The sequence below is a fragment of the Bacteroides caecigallinarum genome (genome assembly GCF_016902295.1).
Classification (GTDB): Bacteria; Bacteroidota; Bacteroidia; order Bacteroidales; family Bacteroidaceae; genus Phocaeicola; species Phocaeicola caecigallinarum_A.
Window position 1 is genome coordinate 52,356 of record NZ_JACJLQ010000015.1, and the last position, 21,051, is coordinate 73,406.

A 21,051-nucleotide genomic window follows, 5' to 3' on the forward strand; every position below is an offset into this window, starting at 1 on the left:
GACGCCTTTTTTGTGCCTTTTTGTTACATTATTATGCGATAATCCGGCAAATATTCTTAAATTCCAAAATAAATACTTATATTTATTGGCAAAAGCTATTAATCTTATAATCATAACCTTATGGAAACAAGTTTATTTTGGATAGTGCCCATAGCCTCAATTCTGGCATTGGTACTTGCATGGTATTTCTACCGGCAGATGATGAAGGAAAGTGAAGGGACTCCACAGATGCAGAAGATAGCATTACATGTGCGTCAGGGAGCCATGTCTTATCTCAAACAGCAGTACAAGGTAGTAACCATGGTATTCATAGTGCTGGTAATCTTATTTTCTATCATGGCATACGGATTCAATCTCCAGAACCATTGGGTGCCTGTAGCTTTTCTTACCGGTGGATTTTTCTCCGGTCTTTCCGGATATTTGGGAATGAAAACAGCAACATACGCTTCTGCTCGTACAGCCAATGCGGCGCGTACGTCACTCAACAAAGGATTGCGTGTGGCTTTCCGTAGCGGAGCAGTTATGGGACTCGTTGTGGTAGGTCTTGGTCTGTTCGACATTTCTTTCTGGTATCTGCTCCTTGACAAAGTTATAGATGCCGATTCTTCCAATCCTACAGCAAAACTATGTATGATTACCACCACAATGCTTACATTTGGTATGGGAGCTTCTACTCAAGCCCTGTTTGCCAGAGTAGGAGGAGGTATATATACTAAAGCAGCCGATGTAGGTGCCGATCTTGTAGGTAAAGTTGAAGTGGGAATCCCCGAAGACGATCCGCGTAATCCTGCCACGATAGCCGATAATGTGGGCGACAATGTTGGTGATGTAGCCGGTATGGGAGCAGACCTTTACGAGTCTTATTGCGGTTCCATCCTTGCCACAGCGGCACTTGGAGCAGCGGCATTCATCGGTACGGGCGATACAGAGATGCAGTTCAAGGCTGTGATAGCGCCGATGCTTATTGCCGCAGTGGGTATCATATTGTCAATTATTGGAATATTTGCTGTACGTACTCGCGAGGATGCGGGTATGAAGGAGCTTCTTAAGTCTCTTTCTGTAGGGACAAATCTCAGTTCAATACTTATAGTGATAGCAACATTTCTCATATTGTGGCTTCTTGATATGAAGAACTGGGTAAACATATCTTTTGCGGTGGTAGTAGGTCTGATAGTTGGTATCATTATAGGTCGTTCTACTGAGTATTACACCTCTCAGTCGTATAAGCCTACACAGAAACTTTCCGAAAGCGGCAAGACAGGTCCTGCCACGGTTATTATTTCCGGTATTGGTCTCGGAATGGTTTCAACCACCATACCGGTGATAGCTGTCGTGGCCGGAATAATTCTTTCGTATTGGCTTGCTTCTGGATTCGATTTGTCAAACATCGGAATGGGACTCTATGGAATAGGCATAGCAGCGGTTGGAATGCTTTCTACGCTTGGAATAACACTTGCAACTGATGCATACGGACCTATAGCCGACAATGCAGGAGGAAATGCCGAGATGAGTGCTTTGGGCGAAGAAGTCCGCAAGCGTACAGATGCCCTCGACTCGCTGGGCAATACTACAGCCGCCACTGGTAAGGGGTTTGCCATAGGTTCTGCTGCTCTTACAGGACTGGCCCTTCTTGCGTCGTATATCGAAGAAATACGAATAGGTCTTGAACGTCTTGGCAATACCGTACTTGAACTGCCAAGTGGGATCAGCGTAGCAATACATGAAGCTTCATTTACCGATTTCATGATATACTACGATGTAACACTTATGAATCCTAAAGTACTTTCTGGAATGTTCATAGGCAGTATGATGGCATTCTTGTTCTGCGGTCTTACGATGAATGCGGTAGGACGCGCAGCTGCCCACATGGTAGAAGAAGTACGCCGCCAGTTCCGCGAGATAAAAGGAATACTTGAAGGTAAGGCAGAACCCGACTATGCGCGTTGCGTACAGATTTCCACTAAGGGAGCACAGCGCGAGATGGTGTTTCCGTCGGTACTCGCTATAATAGCTCCGGTAGTTACCGGATTACTTTTCGGAGTTTCCGGAGTGATAGGTCTTCTTATCGGAGGATTGTCATCAGGTTTTGTGCTTGCTGTATTTATGGCTAATGCCGGAGGAGCATGGGATAATGCCAAGAAATACGTTGAGGAAGGTAATTTCGGAGGTAAGGGCAGCGAGGTACACCGTGCCACGGTTGTTGGCGATACAGTGGGCGATCCTTTCAAGGATACATCCGGTCCGAGTCTGAACATACTAATCAAGCTTATGAGTATGGTAGCAATAGTAATGGCAGGATTGACGGTGGCATGGAGTTTGCTATGAGATAGTCAACTTATATATTAAATTTATAAACTATGATTTCAGAAAAACTACAGAACGCAATCAATGCGCAGATTACTGCCGAAATGTGGTCGGCTAATCTTTATCTTTCAATGTCTTTCTATCTTCAGAAAGAAGGTTACGACGGATTTGCTACATGGATGAAAAAGCAGTCACAGGAAGAACTTGACCATGCATACAATCTGGCTGACTACCTGATGAAACGTGGTGGTGAGGCTAAGGTTGACAAGATTGATGTTGTTCCTCAAGGATGGGGCAGCCCGCTTGAAGTATTCGAACATGTTTACAAACACGAATGCCATGTATCACAGCTTATTGACGAACTCGTAAACATCGCTTCAGAAGTTAAAGATAAAGCTTCACAGGATTTCTTGTGGGGATATGTCCGCGAACAGGTTGAAGAAGAAGCTACAGCCCAGGGTATCGTTGACAAGTTGAAACGTTGCGGCGACCACTCAGGTATCCTTTATCTGGATGATAAATTGGGACAGCGCAAGTAATCTATAGACTACGCAGATAATTTTAGTGCTGCAATTTTGTCAGAGTGACAAAGTTGCAGCACTTTTTTGTTTTTTATATATTGAACTACATATTTTATATTTGTTAATTTCATGCCTATAATGTATTTTTGAGATACAATTTAATAATGACTATTTAATCAAGGATAATCATGTACGACAAGTCAGATATAAATTTCATAGCAATAGACTTTGAGACCGCTACTTCCAAACGTGCTTCAATATGCGAGGTTGGTATCTGTGTGGTAAGAAATGGAGAAATAGCAGAGACTCGCTCGTGGCTGGTACGTCCGGAAGACAACTATTATCAGTATTGGAATATAAAGGTACATGGCATACGTCCGCAGGATACAGAGAATGCCCCGGATTTCCGTCAGGTATGGGAAGAGATAGAACGGACCTATCTTGATGAGTTCGACACTTTTGTGGCACATAATGTACCTTTCGACAGAAGCTGTTTGCAGCATTCTGCTGAGCTTTACCGCATTCATCTGCCCGAACTGAAATGGATATGTTCTTTGCAGATGGCCCGTAAGATTTACTCCTTTGGATGTAATTCACTGGATTATCTTTGTGCGCAGCTTGGTATTGAGCAGGGTATGCACCACCGAGCAGGTAATGATGCGGAAATGTGTGCCAGACTGTTTCTAAGGGAGCTGGAGAGTACAGAAACATTCAGTTACTAATCATTTATTATTAGGTCGGATTTTGTATCTAAACTGATATTATTCGGGCTTTCTGATTTGATTTTGTTCAATAATATTTTTATACTGCATAAAATAGTATATATTTTGTGCAATAAGCAATGATTTTTGAGTAAAAAGTATTAATATTGTATTCGAATTCGAATAAAAATCTGGAAGATGAAAACAATCATTCTGAACCAACGCAAAGAGCGTGATGAGCTAATGTCTCGTCCGTATTTGATTCGCAAGACCCTCCAAGATACAGAATCGTTATTGGGCAGTCATCTGATTAAGTTGATAACAGGGCCAAGACGTGTGGGAAAATCAACTCAGGCATTATTAATGCTGCGTGACAAGAATTTTGCATACTTGAACTTCGATAGTTATCAATTACTGGAAGCCTGGGATTCGGATTTGGTTATGCGGATGTTGGATGATGTTTATCCCGGCTATGAATATATTTTGTTGGATGAAGTTCAGAACCTTGATGGGTGGGATTTGTGGGTCAGTGAACTATATAGAATGGGAAAAAATCTCGTAATAACGGGCAGTAATGCCAGAATGCTCAGCAGTGAGATGGCTACAGTATTGACAGGTAAGTATCTCCAGATAGAGATGTTGCCTTTCAGTCTTGAAGAGTTTTTCAATTGGAACAATCTTGATTTGCATAATCTGAAATCAGAACACAAAACAGAGTCCCTTGTTCTGACAGATGACTATTTGAGGAATGGAGGTTATCCGGAAGTAGTTGCTTCACGTCAATTGATTCGCAATTATCTTGACACGTTATTTGATTCCATCATATGGAAAGATGTGGCTAAACGTCATAATGTCCGTAATGTGGCAGATTTAAACAATTTGGCCATGTATCTTGTCTCTAATTTCTGTAATCCTGTCAGTGCTAATGAATTGACTTATGAACTTGACTTCTCAAGTGTCAATACTACCAAGAAATATATGGACTACCTTCATGAACCATACCTTTTCTATTATTTGTCACGTTATAATAATAAACTTAGGTTGATGAAAAAGGCTCCAAGAAAAGTATATGTAGTTGACAATGGTTTTGTGGCATCAAAGGCTTTTTCTTTAAGTGACAATTTGGGACGATTGCTTGAAAATCAGGTTTTCATAGAACTTGTTCGTCGAGGTTATGATGTGGAGAAAACAATCTTTTATTATCGTTCACGGAATGATAAGGAAGTCGATTTTGTACTTCGTGAGGGTACTCGCATATTACGTCTTGTCCAGGTATGTTATGACATGAGCAGTCCTAAAACGGAAAAGCGGGAAGTGGATGGTATTATTGAGTGTGCCGGAGAATTGAAGTGTGATAATCTTGTTATAGTGACTTATAGTGATAAACGCACAATAGAGAAGGACGGATATAAAATAGATGTAGTTCCAATAACAGAGTTTTAAATTAAATAATTCTATTCCACAAATATTCTCTTTATATAGATATTGTTACTACCTTTGCCCCCCGTAATTTAGAATCTATGGAAATTTAATACAATATAAAAACTAAAATTATGGAATTGATTGAAAACCTGTTTATGGGTTATCCCAATTTATGGGGAGGGGGAGTGGCGCACTCCGTACTTATTTTGTCGCTGGTGATAACGATAGGTATTGCGCTTGGTAAGGTAAAGGTGGCTGGTGTTTCTTTGGGTATCACATGGATACTTTTCGTAGGAATTATCTTCGGACATTTCAATATGAACCTTGATGAACATCTGCTTCATTTCCTTAAGGAGTTTGGACTTATACTGTTTGTCTATTCTATTGGTCTTCAGGTGGGACCAGGTTTCTTTTCAGCGTTCAAGAAAGGAGGGCTGACGCTTAATATGGTAGCCATGACGGTTGTCTTTACGGGTGTTATTCTGGCAATAGTACTTCATTTTGTATCAGGAGTTCCTATCACCACTATGGTAGGTATCCTTTCAGGAGCCGTAACAAATACACCGGGACTCGGTGCCGCACAGCAGGCAAACAGCGACCTCAATGGCATAGATGCTCCTGAGATTGCTCTTGGATACGCGGTAGCCTATCCGCTTGGTGTAATAGGCTGTATTCTTTCTCTTTGGGGCTTGAGATATGTTCTCTGTGTCAAGCTTGACAAAGAAGAGGCCGATGCCCAGCGTGGCTCAGGACATCTTCAGGAACTCACTGTCCGACCGATAACGATTGAGGTTCATAACGAGTCTGTAATAGGTAAACAACTGCGTGAGATACATCCACTTGTGAAGAGATATTTCGTCGTTTCGCATATATACCATGCTTCTACAGGAGCGGTAGAAATGGCAGGCGCAGATACTGTGTTGCATCTTAACGACAGGATTCTTCTGACTTCCGCACCTATAGATATCGATGCCATTACAGCATTTATCGGTTGTCAGGTAGAGATGAACTGGGAAAAAGAAGAAACTGACCTGGTGACAAGAAGCGTCGTTATCACCCGTTCCGAAGTAAACGGTAAGTTGCTTTCACAGCTTAAGATAAGAAACAGTTTTGGGGCCAATGTCATCAGAGTAAACCGTTCCGGTGTGGACCTTGTGGCTTCGCCCAACCTGCAGCTACAGATAGGCGACCGTGTGATGATAGTAGGTAATGAACTGGCTGTAGGTCAGGCAGAGAAGGTTCTTGGTAACTCACTTAAACAGCTTAACCATCCGAATCTGATACCTATTTTCCTTGGTATAGCTTTAGGATGTATTCTTGGAAGTATTCCTTTTGCATTCCCGGGCATACCTCAGCCTGTCAAGTTAGGTCTTGCCGGAGGTCCGCTGATTGTGTCTATATTGATAAGCCGTTTCGGTCCGCAGTATAAGCTCATCACTTACACTACCATGAGTGCTAATCTGATGGTCCGCGAGATAGGTCTTTCGCTGTTTCTTGCCTGTGTCGGTCTGGGAGCTGGAGCCGGATTTGTCGATACTATAGTACATCACGGAGGATATGTATGGATTGGCTACGGAGTTATTATCACAGTTGTACCTTTAATTATAGCAGGATTGGTAGGACGATATGCATTCAAGCTCAATTATTATACACTGATAGGTGTTCTTTCCGGCGCTACAACCAATCCGCCCGCACTTGCTTTTTCCAACGACCAGACATCGTGCGATGCGCCTGCAGTAGGTTATGCCACTGTCTATCCGCTCACAATGTTCCTTCGCGTACTCACGGCACAGCTGTTGATATTATCGTTGGCATAAATGTGTATTTGTTTCCTGAATGCAAGAAAAAGTGTATCTTTGCATCGTTTTTTTGAAAAATAATAAATAGATATACATAAAAATGACACAACAGGTAAAGAAAAAGTTAAACGATTCGTGGGGCATGCGTTGGGGTGCTCTGGCTATTGTAGCCTTCACAATGATGGCTGCTTATTATGTGAACGATGTGGTAGCGCCTCTCAAGAGTATGCTTGAGGCATCACCGTCAGAAAACGGTCTGGGATGGACCAGTAGCGATTTCGGTATCTATACAGGTGCCTACAGCTTCCTGAATGTGTTCTGCCTGATGCTTATATGGGGAGGACTTATTCTTGACCGTTTCGGTATACGTTTCACCGGAAAGCTTGCCACAATACTTATGGTGGTAGGTACATGGCTTGAATACTATGCAATGACAAGTATGGTAGGAACGGCTGATACGATCCTTGGATATAAGGCCGATGTTTTTGTCGCTTCTGCCGGATATTCAGTATTTGGAGTAGGAGCAGAGGTAGCAGGTATCACCGTCACAAAGATGATTGCCAAGTGGTTCCGTGGCAAGGAAATGGCTACAGCTATGGGCGTACAGGTTGCTCTTGCACGTGTAGGTTCGCAGGCTGCATACGCCGTTGCCATCCCTGTGGCACGTTCGTTCGAGCTTACAACACCGGTTCTTATCGGTCTTGTGTGCCTTGTAGGCGGTATGATAGCATTCTTCTCATTCTCTGTACTCGACAAGAAGCTTGACACACAGATGGAAGAAATCAAGGACGAATCTGCCGACAATGAAAAGTTCTCTTTCAAGGACGTAGCTACAATCCTTTCAAATCCCGGATTCTGGCTTATTGCTTTGCTTTGCGTATTGTTCTATTCATGCGTATTCCCGTTCCAGAAGTTTGCTTCAGAGCTGATGATAACAAAATATGGTATTGACGAAAACGTGGCAGGCTTCTTTGCCGGACTTCCTGCTCTTGGAGCCCTGTTCCTGACACCGGTATTCGGAGGAATGGTCGATAAGCGAGGTAAAGCCGCAAGTATAATGATGTTCGGTGCCGCGATGTTGATATTTGTACATTTCGTTTATGCGTTGCCATTCGTTACAGGTTCATACATCGCTATTATCCTTATGATAATTCTTGGCATAGCATTCTCGCTTGTACCGTCGGCAATGTGGCCTTCAGTAGCTAAGATATTCCCTGCACATCAGCTTGGAACAGCATACGCCCTCATATTCTTTATCCAGAACATTGGTCTTTGGGGAGTACCTACTCTTATTGGTTTTGTTCTTGATAATTATTGCATCACAGGAAAGACTGCTGCTGGTACTAATTCATACGATTATACACTCCCGATGTGTATTTTCACAGGCTTTGCCGTACTTTCTCTGTTGGTAGCGTTTGCTCTTAAAGTGGCCGACAAGAAATTCGGATATAAGCTTGAAGAATCAAATATCAAATAATTCACGAATTCGGTTTTCCGTATTCTGACAAAATAAAATCCTGCTTCCGTTATTTAGAAAATGGAAGCAGGATTTTTTGTATCCGTACCTTACAGATATTCTTTAACCCTAAATTTTTGAGCAGTCAGTTTTTAAAGATACAGTTTAGTTAAGTTTAGTCTAGTTTCTTTTTATTTTTCGGTTCCTGTCGCAGTTCCAGTTCCAGATTTATTATAGTATTATCCCATTTGAACATCTTTCCCGTACCCAGGTCAACCAGGAATCCCGGCCAGAAAAGTATGTTCCATAAAGAAGAGGGGTTGAAGGCCGTTTCCAGCATGAAAGGAGTAGGAGAGTAGCCATCCTTTCGTGCAATCAGCTGTTTGTCCGAAACTTTCTTCTTTATTTTTGTGGTTACTATGTTTTCTTTTTCCACTTCAGCTATTTTTATATTAGTCTCTGCATCATAAATTTTTGTTCCGTTTGGAGCCATAAACGTTACGTTCTGTTTCGATGCTGTGAATACAGTGCAGCACGATGATATACTTGTGGCTGCAATAATGATTAATAATGATTTTTTCATATCAAGTCCGGTTCTGTTTTTGTTTCCGTAGGCAAAGATAAATAGATTCTGTAGGACGATAATGATATTCTGATGCACAAAGCCGGAACTCTATGCCTTGATTATCAGTGCTTTGATGATTTATATGATGTACAAAACAGAAAATGCCGACCAAAATCACGGTTGAATTGGTCGGCATTTTCTGCAGTCAGACACCTGTATGTTGGATTTATCAGATGTGTTTCTGTATGATGGTGAAAAGCTCTTTCAGATTTTCCGCGCTGTTTCCGGCTATTACTCCGCATGGAGAAATAAAGTCAAGAGGTTTACCGTCGAGACCAGAAATCACTCCGCCCGCTTCTGTAAGTATCAGTGATGCGGCAGCAAAGTCCCATGGGCTCAGCAGATACTCAAAATACAGTTCGCATCTTCCCATAGCCAGGTAGCACAGTTCTGGAGCACAAGCCCCGAAGCGGCGGATGTCGTTACACTTTCCGAACACTTCGCGTATTATTCCGGAACATATTTCGGCATATTCTTTATGATAGACCGGCAGGGCGGTACACATTATGGCATTTCCGAAAGTACGGTCGGAAACATGTATTCTCCGGTCGTTAAGATAAGCGCCTTTGCCTTTTTCTGCATAGAACATTTCTTTTGTCCTCGGAAGATATACAACCCCCATAATCATGTCCGAATTGTGTTTCAACCCTACACAGATGGCACATTCTGCTATCCCACGGCTATAGTTGGCAGTTCCGTCTATCGGGTCAATAATCCATGTGTATTCATGGTTTGCATCATGCATATCCTCTTCTTCACAAAGAAATCCGCTGCCCGGCATTGCCTCTGCCAGATGCTTGCACAAGTAATCCTGTACTGCTATATCCGATGATGTAACAATATTTGAATATCCTTCCTTGCTCGAAATGTCAAATCCTTCGGTTACCATCAGTTCCGAAGCGTTCATTACTATGTCCTTAAGTTTATCCAGTGATATCATAATTTTTTCTTTATTAATTCTGAACCAAAATTACTAAAAAAATAACAGATATCACTCACGCCCTGAAACCAATAGGGCGTGGTGATGAAATTTTTGTGGTTTTCAGACACAGAAAGTTTTTCTCGGTCTCAAGTATGTCCGCTTCTTCAATAACACACAGCATGTCGATGTCTATATTTCTTCCGGTGACAGATGTTGACATAACCCTTCGAGCCATACTCTTTATGATCCCCTGATTAATCAGATTATGCACCCAGCGTCCGTTCCCGAAATACTCGTTGCGGTTGGCCGCCGCTTTTTCTATCAGGCTTTTCAGGCATTTATGAGCATCGTCAGTCAGCCGGTAGTTTCCTGCTTCCAGTGTGGCGCAAGCCATTTCCATCAGCTCTTCAGCAGAATAGTCGTCAAAATGGAATGTCAGCGGGAAGCGGTCTTTCAGTCCCGGATTTGTTCTCATCATATTCATCATCTTGTCCTCGTATCCTGCCAGAATCACAATCATGTCAGGCTGAGGTTCGGACAGTACAGTGAGCAGAGCATTCAGTATCTCCTTTCCGAAGTCCTTTGTGTCACTTTCGTGAGAAACGAGAGTGTATGCCTCGTCTATGAACAACACCCCTCCACGTGCTTCTTCTATGGCTTCCAGAGTCTTCTTCTCCGTCACACCTATATATTCGCCCACAAGTTTGGAGCGGTTGGTCTCTACGGTGTGACCTTTGCTCAGCAGGCCCATATCGTGATATATCTCTCCCACAAGCTTCGCCACAGTGGTTTTTCCCGTACCCGGATTACCCAGGAAAAGCATGTGGTTTCTCTGTTCGTTGTCTGTCTGCAGACACATCTCAGCCCTCTTCTTGTTGAACATCGACATCATTCTGGCCTCTCTCATGTCGTCCTTCACCCTCTGCAGTCCAATCATAGCCTCCAGTTCCTTTTCTGCTTTTCCGGATGACGGTCGTACTTCTTCATTGCCGGTGCTGCAACTGAATTTATCGTCCAGAAGTCCTTCCATCAGTTTCAGGAAATCTTCATTTTCCTCATCATATTCATAATTTGTTCCGACAGACCTGTCCGACGACAGGCGGAAAGTAGTCTCTTCTGTGAACAGTCCGTTCATCAACACACATTTCTCCATCATCATGGCGATATCCCTGTCCTTACCGTGCAAGATGAATGTTGTTTCCCTGAACGTGTCAAAGCGGATTATGCTGGCCATCAGGTTCACTATATTAACGGTATGGTCATTGTAGTTCATTTCCGGCACCTCTACTATCACCGCCTTGGCTTTCGCCACCTTATCCTCCATGTGCTTCCATCCGTACGCCCCCGTGGTTATTTCTCCGAGCGATAGACAGTATTTCAGCGAGACATCGTCTTCCGTGATAAATCCTCCCAGAATCATAGAAGCCAGAGCCTTGGCCCCGCAGGTCTCTCCTTCGCCGGTCACAATCAGATGAGGCAGTTTCCCTGTCCTTCTGTTCTCCATTTCATTACTGAAAGCATACAGTCTCTCTATCAGCAATCTCACCAGAGGTTCCTTGAAACGTCCGCAGTACAGTTTGTTCCACCAGCTTGTGAAGGCAAGTTTCTCCGCGAAGAATTTCTCCTGCATATTCTCTTCTATTGACTGCATTGTTTTCCGTGTCCAGTAGTTCGACGATATCGGCAGATTCAACTCGCAGAACCATTTCACAGTTCCGTTTATATATATGTATGCGCGATACATTCCGGCATCCCACAAGTCGTCGTTTGCCAGTTGGAAAGAAATTTTTTTCAGCATCCTCTCCGGATTGTGTGCTATACATCCGGTGCCCATAAGTCTGTATGAAGCGGAATAAATTCGGACCGACATTTCTTTTACTCCCGTCAGTCCTTTTGGAGCAGAGAATTCTACATCAAGGTAGCAGTCGGCATATTCAGGTACAAAATTATTTGAGTTTAAATCGAAATTGTGTTTTACGCGTAAGAATACATTTTTCATAAACAACATGTTTTTTGTGATAATTAAGTCTAACAACTAAAAACTGACAACCAGTTTTCAAAATAGAACCCCCTCTTCCCCGTCGAAGTGTCGGGTATGAACCCAGAAGTCAAAGAGCACAGCAATTGCTGCCGCATCATTTTTTCTTTGCAGCCATAGGAATGAACTTAGTTTGATGAATGATTTTGTTTAATCCATAAACTTGCTGTTTCGCATCTTTGAAATTGTTTTGTTGTTTATGAAATGATAAAAAGATCTGGATTGTCCGTTTAAGCAGACGCTATATTTGAATACAAAGATAATATATATAGTTGTGCTTTCCAAATTTTATTTGGTAAAACAATAAATAAAGCAGTAAATTCCCGTTTTTTTTAATGCCCAAACGTTTTTCTAAAACTTGCCCAAATTTAACTTCAAACTTGCCCACGTTTTAGATCGAATTTGCCCACGTTTTTTTTAGGGTAAATCCATGATAAAAATGTGAACATTGTGAATACTCTCTTAATCAGATTTTTTATGTTCTGATGGTGGAAAAATATCAATAATATTTTGAGATAAATTATGAAGTTTCTTGTTGAAACTGTAAATTTGTAGATAAATGGAGTAATAAAATGTAAAAATAAAATGAGTATGAAGAATATTATTGCTAAAATCGAAGTCTTGATGATGGTTTCAATGTTATTGTTAGGTTGTACTGGCCAGTCCAAACAGTCAAAAGAAAAAAGTGCAAAATCAGATACTGCCGACATTCAGGTGCAACAGAACGACAATAAACTACTTTCTACCATGGAACTGGACAATATGAAAGTCACCTGGATACGCGATAATGCCAATGACCGTATTATGCCACTCTCTCTCTTCCCTGATGCCACAAAAGCGCAGATAGACAGTCTTTCCCTTCAGGATGGTGTACCGGCATCAGTAAGTACATTCCTTGTCGAGAAGGACGGTAAGCGGATTCTCTTCGATGCGGGAATGGGAGCACCCGACAGCAAGCTGCCTGAAGGCCTAAAGGCATTGAATATTAATCCGTCCGAAATAGATTATCTGTACATCACACATTTTCATGGCGACCACATTGGAGGTATGATGAAAGAAGGTGTCCCGGTATTTCCCAATGCCCAAGTATATGTGTCCAAGGTCGAGTATGATGCATGGATGAAAATGCCGGCAGATAAGAAATCGCAGGTGGAAAATACAATGAAAGCCTATAAGGATCGTCTTCATCTGTTTGCTTTTGGCGACACACTTCCATGTGATGTAGTAGCCATGGAGGCAGCCGGACATACTCCCGGTCATACAGTGTTCCGTACAGGCAATCTGTTGGTAATTGGCGACTTGATGCATGGGGCAGCCCTTCAGCTGAAATATCCTGAAATCTGTGCCACTTACGATATGGATAAGTCCGGAGCTGTAAAAAGCCGTAAGCATTATGTTCAGTATGCCCGTGAAAACGGTCTTGTGATAGCCGGTATGCATCTGCCAGTACCTGCATTTATGAAATGATTATTCTTGGATAATAATTTTGAGAACAATATGGAAGCAGGCTTGCAGAGATTCATTGACGCGCAGAACGAATATTATGCGCAGGCACTTTCCGAGATACGTCTCGGCGTGAAACGTTCGCACTGGATATGGTATATTTTCCCACAAATGAAAGGTCTTGGTTTCAGCTATAATTCGGAGTACTACGGCATCTCCTCACTTCAGGAGGCCAGTGATTATCTTAATCATGAGCTTCTGGGAAAAAGACTTATTGAAATAACTGCAAGCCTGCTTCTTCATAAGGGGAAGGATATAGAACAAATCATGGGCGATATTGACGCCATGAAGCTTAAGTCGAGCATGACACTTTTCGATGCGATACAACCTGGTGATATTTTCGGAGAAGTGCTTGATGAGTTTTATTCTGGGGAGAGGTGTAGGAGGACGCTGGAGTTCTTGGCAGAAATGTGAGTGGAATATTGAGTTATACAATATCCATATATTAAGAAATATTTTAAAGAGAGTATTTAAAGTACTGGGTTGGATTGCAGATCCTTCTCTAAAGGCTTTAATGCTCTCTTTTTTGTATTTTTGTATATAATTACGTTTCTATGCTGATAAACATATATTTATCGGTTGATATTCCTATTGGGTTTTATATATTTGTAAACTAAAGGTGATAATGATATGAATTACACAATTTCAATATGGCTGAAAAATATAAGGAGAATGCGTGGCCTGACTTTAGATGAGGTTAGTCAACGTTTAAATGGAATGGTTACAAAACAGGCTATTTCTAAATATGAGCGAGGGCTGATGAAACCTTCATCTGTAGTCTTGGATGCCTTATGTAAGCTTTATCAGGCTTCTCCCGATTTCTTATTAGGGCGTAAACCAGTGGTGCTTTCCGATTTTTCATTTCGTAGTAAAGAACAAGTTCCGCAGAAGTTAAAGCAGCGCATACTATCTCAAGTGCAAATCTGGATGGAGCATTATTTGGCATTAGAGAATCTTTTTGATGCGATTACATCATTTAGGAATCCTGTGCACGGATTAAGTATTGCTGATTTTGATGATATGGAAAACGCTGCCATACAGGTGAGGCGTAAATGGGGACTTGGGAACGATACTATAGCATCTGTGTGCAGAATTCTGGAATTGGTTGGAATAAAAGTTCTTGAACTTGAGATTGAAGAGGATGTTGATGGATTGTGCGGATGGGTGAATAAAAAGACTCCGTTTATAGTTCTGAAGAAAAACAATGTAACAGTGGAGCGCAAGAGATTTACTGCGTTGCATGAGTTGGCGCATATATTGTTCCCGTGTTTAGACGAAATGGATTACAAAAAGAAAGAACGTATGTGTCATAGATTCGCATCAGCAATTTTATTGCCAAAAGAAATTGTTTATACGTATGTCGGTAGGGTTCGCGATAATCTGTCGGTCTCTGAGTTGTCGTCTTTACGTGGTATGTATGGTGTGTCGGTTGCCGCTATTGTACATCGCTTGAGGGATTTAAATGTAATAAGCGTAGATTATTATAATCATATATTCGATGATAGGATAAAGCAGAATCCACTTGAAGAGGGCTGGGGTGCTTATCCTTTAATTGATAATGCGGTAAAGTATAAGTCTCTTATGAATAGGGCTGTAGTTGAGGGGTATATGGAAGGTGATGGACAAGGTATTCATATTGATGAGAAATATAAAGTAGATTTGGGTGAGATTGAAATAATGTAACTTAATAATATAAATTATGGAAACATTTTCTGGGTTTACAAATTTGTACCCTTTGTCAAAGACATTGCGGTTTAGATTGATTCCTGTAGGGGAAACATTGAAACATTTTATTTGTAGTGGAATATTGGAAGAAGACCAGCATAGGGCTGAGAGTTATGTGAAGGTAAAGTCTATTATTGATGATTATCATAGGGCTTATATTGAAAGCTCTTTATCAGGATTTGAATTGCCTGTGGAAAGTACGGGTAAAGCAAATTCTTTGGAGGAATATTACTTGTATCATAATATTCGCAATAAGACAGACAAAATTCAAAAATCGTTATCTACGGTAAGAGTTAATTTGAGAAAGCTAATAGTAAAGCAGCTAACAAAGAATGAATTATACGAAAGAATTTATAAGCAAAATTTGATTAAGGAAGATTTGATTGATTTTGTTAAAAATGAGCCTGAGGCAAATGAGAAAATAGCATTAATCTCTGAGTTCCGTAATTTTACAGTGTATTTCAAAGGTTTCCATAAAAACCGTAAAAATATGTATTCAGATAAAGAAAAGTCCACCTCTATCGCCTTTCGTCTGATTCATGAAAACCTTCCAAAATTCATAGATAATATAGAAGTGTTCGCTAAAATACAGAATACTTCTATCTCGGATAATTTTGATGTTATACAGAAAGAATTTTGCCCGGAGTTGGTAACCCTTTGTGAAATGTTTAAGTTGGGGTATTTTAATAAGACTTTAAGTCAGAAACAAATAGATGCTTATAATACTGTTATAGGTGGTAAAACCACATCAGAAGGTAAAAAGATTAAAGGTCTTAATGAATATATTAATTTTTATAACCAGCAGCATAAGCAAGAGAAATTACCCAAGATGAAGCTTCTTTTCAAGCAGATACTTAGTGATAGAGAAAGTGCGTCATGGCTGCCAGAGAAGTTTGAGAATGATAGTCAGGTTGTCGGTGCAATGGTGAATTTCTGGAATACTATCCATGATACAGTTCTTGCAGAAGGAGGATTGAAAACGATTATTGCTTCATTGGGTAGTTATGGCCTTGAAGGTATTTTCCTAAAGAATAATTTACAACTTACTGAAATATCACAAAAGGCAACAGGTAGTTGGAGTAAAATATCTTCTGAGATAAAGCAAAAAATAGAGGTGATGAATCCTCAAAAGAAAAAAGAGTCTTATGAGGGTTATCAAGAACGCATAGATAAGCTATTCAAGTCTTATAAAAGTTTTTCTTTAGCTTTTATAAACGAGTGCCTTCGTGGTGAGTATAAGATTGAAGATTATTTTCTCAAGTTAGGGGCTGTGAATAGCAGTTCGTTACAGAAAGAAAATCATTTTTCGCATATTTTCAATACATATACAGATGTGAAAGATGTGATTGGCTTTTATTCTGAATCGACTGATACTAAATTAATACAAGATAATGATTCTATTCAAAAGATAAAACAGTTCCTTGACGCAGTTAAAGACTTACAGGCTTATGTAAAACCATTATTGGGTAATGGTGATGAAACCGGTAAGGATGAAAGGTTTTATGGCGATTTGATTGAGTATTGGAGTCTGCTTGACTTGATTACTCCTTTATATAATATGGTTCGTAATTATGTCACTCAGAAGCCATATTCTGTAGATAAAATAAAAATTAATTTCCGGAATCCTACTTTATTAGACGGATGGGATCTTAATAAAGAAACAGCTAATACCTCTGTGATATTGCGTCGTGATGATAAGTATTATCTCGCCATAATGAATACCAAATGCAGAAAAGTCTTTTTGAAATATCCATCAGGGACAGGTAAAGATTGTTATGAAAAGATGGAGTATAAGTTTTTGGAATCAAAATCGTTATGGCATGTATTTTTCTCTAAATCTAGAATTGGAATATTTAAGCCAAATAATGATATTCTTTCTATTAAATCAAAAAGTTCATATAAGGAATCAAGTGATTGTTTTAGTTTGGATGATTGTCATACTTTGATAGATTTCTTTAAGAAGTCTTTGGATAAACATGATAATTGGAAGAATTTTGGTTTCAAGTTCTCTGATACTTCTACTTATGAAGATATGAGTGGCTTTTATAAAGAAGTAGAGAATCAAGGTTATAAATTATCCTTTAAGCCGATTGATGCTGCGTATGTGGATCAGCTTGTTGATGAAGGTAAGATTTTTCTGTTTCAGATTTATAACAAGGATTTTTCTGAGCATAGCAAAGGTATGCCCAATATGCATACCTTGTATTGGAAAATGTTGTTTAATGAAACAAATCTTGGGGATGTGGTATATAAATTAAATGGTGAGGCTGAAGTCTTTTTCCGTAAGGCAAGTATAAATGTATCACATCCCACTCATCCGGCTAACATACCCATAAAGAAAAAGAATCTTAAACATAAAGATGAAGAAAGAATTCTTAAATATGACTTGATTAAAGATAAGCGTTATACTGTAGACCAGTTCCAGTTTCATGTACCAATAACCATGAATTTCAAGGCGGATGGAAATGGAAATATAAACCAGAAAGCGATGGACTATTTACGTTCGGCATCAGATACTCATATAATAGGGATTGACCGTGGTGAACGAAACTTGTTATATCTTGTAGTGATTGATGGAAATGGAAAAATTTGTGAGCAATTCTCTTTAAATGAAATAGAAGTTGAATATAATGGTGAAAAGTATTCAACAAATTACCATGATTTGCTTAATGTCAAGGAGAATGAAAGAAAGCAGGCAAGACAGAGCTGGCAAAGTATAGCTAACATAAAGGACTTGAAAGAAGGCTATTTAAGTCAGGTTATTCATAAGATTTCTGAATTGATAGTCAAATATAATGCGATTGTGGTGCTTGAGGATTTGAATGCTGGATTTATGCGTGGCCGACAAAAGGTTGAAAAGCAGGTTTATCAGAAATTTGAAAAGAAACTCATTGAGAAGTTAAATTATCTCGTATTCAAAAAACAGTCTTCTGATTTGCCTGGTGGACTTATGCATGCTTATCAGTTAACTAATAAATTTGAGAGTTTTAATACTTTAGGTAAACAAAGCGGATTTCTCTTTTATATCCCCGCTTGGAATACCAGTAAAATGGATCCTATAACAGGTTTTGTAAATTTGTTTGATGTGAAGTATGAAAGTGTTGATAAGGCAAAAAGTTTTTTCAGTAAGTTCGATTCTATAAGGTATAATGTGGAAAGAGATATGTTTGAATGGAAATTCAATTATGGTAAATTCACGAAAAAAGCCGAAGGAACCAAAACTGATTGGACTGTTTGTTCCTACGGTAATCGAATTATCACTTTTAGAAATCCGGATAAAAATTCTCAATGGGATAATAAAGAAATAAATCTTACCGAAAATATTAAGCTGCTGTTTGAAAGGTTTGGCATCAACTTCTCTTCAAATTTGAAAGATGAGATAATGCAACGTACAGAAAAAGAATTCTTTATCGAACTGATATTCCTATTTAAGCTTGTGTTACAGATGCGTAATAGTTGGACAGGTACTGATATAGATTATCTGGTATCACCTGTATGCAATGAAAATGGTGAATTTTTCGATAGCAGAAACGTAGATGAAACACTTCCGCAAAATGCGGACGCAAACGGAGCATATAACATTGCAAGAAAAGGAATGATACTTCTTGATAAGATTAAGAAAAGTAACGGTGAGAAGAAGCTTGCTCTATCTATAACTAATATAGAATGGCTTTCATTTGCTCAAGGTTGTTGCAAAAATGGATGATTACATAGCTATATCATTACTGAATGACTTTATCTTTTGTCCGTATTCCATATACCTGCATAATGTGTATATGGAATCGGATGAAAGTCAGTATCATGCTGTTCCCCAAACAATGGGGCGTATTGCTCATAAAACTGTTGATGAAAAGAAGACAACTAATGGGAAGGGTGATTTGGTTTCTGTCTCCGTTTGTTCGGATGAGTTCAGAATTTTTGGAAAAATAGATTTGTATCGATATTCTTCTAAAACTCTTATTGAAAGAAAGTATCAACTGAAAAATATATTTCGTGGGCAAATATATCAGCTATGGGCACAATATTATTGCTTGTGCGAAATGGGGATAAGGGTTGAGAAACTTGCTTTTTATGAAATATCTACGAACAAAATGATTCCAGTACCGTTGCCTGGAGCTAATGATCGGGAAGAGTTTGTAAGTTTTCTATGTATGGTAAGGAAATATAATCCATCTTCTGATATAAATATTAATGCAAATAAATGTCGGCATTGTATATACTGTAATCTTTGTGACAAAAATAGAATAGAAAATGTATACATTTAAAGATCTTGATGTCAAAACCGTTTTTGTGATTAATTGTATTGAGCATGAAAGAAGTCTTAGGGTAATGAATGGTGAATTGCTACTTGAAGAGAAAAACGGTGAGAAAAATAAAACATTGACTAAGATACCTTTTCAGAAATTATTAGCGTTATTTGTTATTGGACATTTAACGGTTACTACACCTTTACTTGAAAAATGTAAGAAATATAATGTAGCTCTTGCTGTGGTGAAACCTAATTTACGTCCTGTATTTTATTGGGCAGATTATGCCGAAGCAAATTTCCTTTTGAGAAAGAAGCAATATGAATACCCTGATAATGATATAACTATTGCTAAGCATATAGTTTGCAATAAAATTAAAAATCAGCTCACAGCATTGAATAAAACAAGGAAAAAAGATGATTTGACAGTACTTGCCGTTGATACATGTAAAGCTGCCATTGATTGTATATATGATATTTCGGACTATAATAAATTGCTGGGATTGGAAGGGCTGGTTTCAAAAACATTCTTCAAAGCATATTATAATGCTCTCGGTTGGAATAAAAGATTGCCAAGAACGAAAATGGATATACTGAATGTGACATTGGATATAGGATATTCTATTTTGTTCAATTTCATAGAGTGTTTTGTAAGGATGTTTGGGTTCGATTTGTACAAAGGGATATATCATAGAGCTTGGTTTAAGCGTAAATCTTTGGTTTGCGATTTGATGGAACCGTTCAGATGTATTATAGACCATACCATATTATTGGCTTTTAATCGAAATCAGTTTAAAAAATCTGACTTTGTGTTATTGAAGTCAGAATATCATTTGAAGAATGAATGTTGTGGTGAATATTATAAATTATTTTATTCTACTCTTATTGGGTATAAAATGGATGTGTTCAGATACATACAATCTTATTATAGATTTTTTATGCAGAGAAAATTAGAAACAGAGTTCCCTTTATTTAAATATTAATGGTAATAGTTAGTTATGACATATCGGATGACCTTATCCGCTCTCGATTTCAGAGAATGCTGGTTAAAAATGGTGCAATTCGTTTGCAATATTCAGTTTATGAGGTAGTTAATACGAAAAGAGTGATTGAGAATATAAAAATAAAGATTGTCGCGTATTCCAAACATTTTAGTGCAGATGATAGTGTGGTAATTTTTGAAGTTGGTAAGGATTCTTTGATAAAATATGGTAATGCTATCCATCGTGATACAGATATAGTGTTTTTCTAGTGATTATCGTCTATACACAACTATAAGTCTTCTAAAAGAGTAATTGAAGTTATAATGTGGTGATTATCAATGTGCTAATTGAAGTGTCTCTGGTTAGGTGGGGTGATAATCTAAAATAAATATCTGTCTATTTATTTGATTATTAATAGAAAATACTGATATTTGCATTATAAGTGTCTATATGACTAAGTAATTTCTACTATGTGTAGATCTCACACGCATTGGCGACGTGAGAGAGGTCTATATGACTAAGTAATTTCTACTATGTGTAGATATATAAGGCATTGCTGTGGATGCTGTGGGTCTATATGACTAAGTAATTTCTACTATGTGTAGATCCATTCCTTGAAAGACCACAGGTTAAAGTCTATATGACTAAGTAATTTCTACTATGTGTAGATTTTTTTGCTTCCTGACCTGGTATATACGTCTATATGACTAAGTAATTTCTACTATGTGTAGATAAAAAACTGTCTTCTCTTGTACTTATCAAAGTCTATATGACTAAGTAATTTCTACTATGTGTAGATAAGGGAT

At 39.1% G+C, this 21,051-nt stretch carries 16 protein-coding genes and 1 CRISPR repeat array; of the genes, 13 read left to right on the plus strand and 3 right to left on the minus strand.

The annotated features are described in order from the left end of the window. Positions 1–120 precede the first annotated feature (120 nt). The 6 genes from H6A27_RS06935 to H6A27_RS06960 all read left to right on the plus strand — a co-directional run bounded on the left by H6A27_RS06935 (position 121) and on the right by H6A27_RS06960 (position 8,224). Positions 121–2,325, plus strand: coding sequence for a sodium-translocating pyrophosphatase (locus H6A27_RS06935; RefSeq protein WP_204403637.1), 2,205 nt, complete (start codon positions 121–123; stop codon positions 2,323–2,325). A gap of 32 nt (positions 2,326–2,357) precedes the next feature. Beyond that, positions 2,358–2,843, plus strand: a complete 486-nt coding sequence (locus H6A27_RS06940) for a ferritin (RefSeq protein WP_204403635.1) — start codon at positions 2,358–2,360, stop codon at positions 2,841–2,843. A gap of 170 nt (positions 2,844–3,013) precedes the next feature. Beyond that, on the plus strand, positions 3,014–3,547 hold the full coding sequence (locus tag H6A27_RS06945; protein WP_204508109.1) for a 3'-5' exonuclease: 534 nt from the start codon (positions 3,014–3,016) through the stop codon (positions 3,545–3,547). Between the two features lie 177 nt (positions 3,548–3,724). Further along, positions 3,725–4,969, plus strand: coding sequence for an ATP-binding protein (locus H6A27_RS06950; RefSeq protein WP_204508110.1), 1,245 nt, complete (start codon positions 3,725–3,727; stop codon positions 4,967–4,969). 110 nt (positions 4,970–5,079) lie between these two features. Continuing rightward, on the plus strand, positions 5,080–6,765 hold the full coding sequence (locus H6A27_RS06955) for a putative transporter (RefSeq protein ID WP_204508111.1): 1,686 nt from the start codon (positions 5,080–5,082) through the stop codon (positions 6,763–6,765). Positions 6,766–6,847: 82 nt separating this feature from the next. Continuing rightward, positions 6,848–8,224 (plus strand): MFS transporter, encoded by a 1,377-nt coding sequence (locus H6A27_RS06960; RefSeq protein WP_204508112.1) that lies wholly within the window; start codon positions 6,848–6,850, stop codon positions 8,222–8,224. A 154-nt stretch (positions 8,225–8,378) separates the two neighbouring features. On the opposite strand, the gene H6A27_RS06965 is transcribed toward H6A27_RS06960, so the two are convergent. From H6A27_RS06965 to H6A27_RS06975, 3 genes are all read right to left on the minus strand, one after another. Continuing rightward, positions 8,379–8,786 carry a hypothetical protein gene (locus H6A27_RS06965; RefSeq protein ID WP_204508113.1) on the minus strand — a complete coding sequence of 136 codons (408 nt, stop codon included), beginning with the start codon at positions 8,784–8,786 and terminating at the stop codon, positions 8,379–8,381. 211 nt (positions 8,787–8,997) lie between these two features. Beyond that, on the minus strand, positions 8,998–9,768 hold the full coding sequence (locus H6A27_RS06970; RefSeq protein WP_204508114.1) for an inositol monophosphatase family protein: 771 nt from the start codon (positions 9,766–9,768) through the stop codon (positions 8,998–9,000). Positions 9,769–9,823: 55 nt separating this feature from the next. Continuing rightward, positions 9,824–11,749 (minus strand): AAA family ATPase, encoded by a 1,926-nt coding sequence (locus H6A27_RS06975; protein ID WP_204508115.1) that lies wholly within the window; start codon positions 11,747–11,749, stop codon positions 9,824–9,826. 630 nt (positions 11,750–12,379) lie between these two features. Between H6A27_RS06975 and H6A27_RS06980 the strand changes: the two genes are divergently transcribed. The 7 genes from H6A27_RS06980 to cas2 all read left to right on the plus strand — a co-directional run bounded on the left by H6A27_RS06980 (position 12,380) and on the right by cas2 (position 20,514). Beyond that, positions 12,380–13,255, plus strand: coding sequence for an MBL fold metallo-hydrolase (locus H6A27_RS06980; protein WP_204508116.1), 876 nt, complete (start codon positions 12,380–12,382; stop codon positions 13,253–13,255). Positions 13,256–13,261: 6 nt separating this feature from the next. Then, positions 13,262–13,705, plus strand: a complete 444-nt coding sequence (locus tag H6A27_RS06985) for a DUF1810 domain-containing protein (RefSeq protein ID WP_239469592.1) — start codon at positions 13,262–13,264, stop codon at positions 13,703–13,705. Positions 13,706–13,921: 216 nt separating this feature from the next. Next, positions 13,922–14,974: a helix-turn-helix domain-containing protein gene (locus H6A27_RS06990; RefSeq protein ID WP_204405095.1), complete on the plus strand. Its 1,053-nt coding sequence runs from the start codon at positions 13,922–13,924 to the stop codon at positions 14,972–14,974. A gap of 16 nt (positions 14,975–14,990) precedes the next feature. After that, complete coding sequence (cas12a, locus tag H6A27_RS06995) at positions 14,991–18,722, plus strand: type V CRISPR-associated protein Cas12a/Cpf1 (RefSeq protein WP_204508117.1); 3,732 nt, start codon at positions 14,991–14,993, stop codon at positions 18,720–18,722. Continuing rightward, positions 18,715–19,281: a type V CRISPR-associated protein Cas4 gene (gene cas4, locus H6A27_RS07000; RefSeq protein WP_204508118.1), complete on the plus strand. Its 567-nt coding sequence runs from the start codon at positions 18,715–18,717 to the stop codon at positions 19,279–19,281. The genes cas12a and cas4 overlap by 8 nt, the downstream gene beginning before the upstream one ends. Then, the gene (gene cas1, locus H6A27_RS07005; protein WP_204508119.1) at positions 19,268–20,245 is read left to right on the plus strand and encodes a type V CRISPR-associated endonuclease Cas1; all 978 of its coding nucleotides are present in this window, start codon (positions 19,268–19,270) and stop codon (positions 20,243–20,245) included. Before cas4 ends, cas1 begins: the two co-directional genes overlap by 14 nt. Next, the gene (cas2, locus tag H6A27_RS07010; RefSeq protein ID WP_204405099.1) at positions 20,245–20,514 is read left to right on the plus strand and encodes a CRISPR-associated endonuclease Cas2; all 270 of its coding nucleotides are present in this window, start codon (positions 20,245–20,247) and stop codon (positions 20,512–20,514) included. The genes cas1 and cas2 overlap by 1 nt, the downstream gene beginning before the upstream one ends. 175 nt (positions 20,515–20,689) lie before the next feature. Beyond that, positions 20,690–21,044: a CRISPR direct-repeat array (repeat unit 36 nt; unit sequence GTCTATATGACTAAGTAATTTCTACTATGTGTAGAT). Positions 21,045–21,051: the final 7 nt, after the last annotated feature.

Excerpts from the sequence above, each read along its gene's own strand:
- H6A27_RS06935 (WP_204403637.1), top strand. The coding sequence starts at position 121 with ATGGAAACAAGTTTATTTTGGATAGTGCCCATAGCCTCAATTCTGGCA.
- H6A27_RS06940 (WP_204403635.1), top strand. The coding sequence starts at position 2,358 with ATGATTTCAGAAAAACTACAGAACGCAATCAATGCGCAGATTACTGCC.
- H6A27_RS06945 (WP_204508109.1), top strand. The coding sequence starts at position 3,014 with ATGTACGACAAGTCAGATATAAATTTCATAGCAATAGACTTTGAGACC.
- H6A27_RS06950 (WP_204508110.1), top strand. The coding sequence starts at position 3,725 with ATGAAAACAATCATTCTGAACCAACGCAAAGAGCGTGATGAGCTAATG.
- H6A27_RS06955 (WP_204508111.1), top strand. The coding sequence starts at position 5,080 with ATGGAATTGATTGAAAACCTGTTTATGGGTTATCCCAATTTATGGGGA.
- H6A27_RS06960 (WP_204508112.1), top strand. The coding sequence starts at position 6,848 with ATGACACAACAGGTAAAGAAAAAGTTAAACGATTCGTGGGGCATGCGT.
- H6A27_RS06965 (WP_204508113.1), bottom strand. The coding sequence starts at position 8,786 with ATGAAAAAATCATTATTAATCATTATTGCAGCCACAAGTATATCATCG.
- H6A27_RS06970 (WP_204508114.1), bottom strand. The coding sequence starts at position 9,768 with ATGATATCACTGGATAAACTTAAGGACATAGTAATGAACGCTTCGGAA.
- H6A27_RS06975 (WP_204508115.1), bottom strand. The coding sequence starts at position 11,749 with ATGAAAAATGTATTCTTACGCGTAAAACACAATTTCGATTTAAACTCA.
- H6A27_RS06980 (WP_204508116.1), top strand. The coding sequence starts at position 12,380 with ATGAAGAATATTATTGCTAAAATCGAAGTCTTGATGATGGTTTCAATG.
- H6A27_RS06990 (WP_204405095.1), top strand. The coding sequence starts at position 13,922 with ATGAATTACACAATTTCAATATGGCTGAAAAATATAAGGAGAATGCGT.
- cas12a (WP_204508117.1), top strand. The coding sequence starts at position 14,991 with ATGGAAACATTTTCTGGGTTTACAAATTTGTACCCTTTGTCAAAGACA.
- cas4 (WP_204508118.1), top strand. The coding sequence starts at position 18,715 with ATGGATGATTACATAGCTATATCATTACTGAATGACTTTATCTTTTGT.
- cas1 (WP_204508119.1), top strand. The coding sequence starts at position 19,268 with ATGTATACATTTAAAGATCTTGATGTCAAAACCGTTTTTGTGATTAAT.
- cas2 (WP_204405099.1), top strand. The coding sequence starts at position 20,245 with ATGGTAATAGTTAGTTATGACATATCGGATGACCTTATCCGCTCTCGA.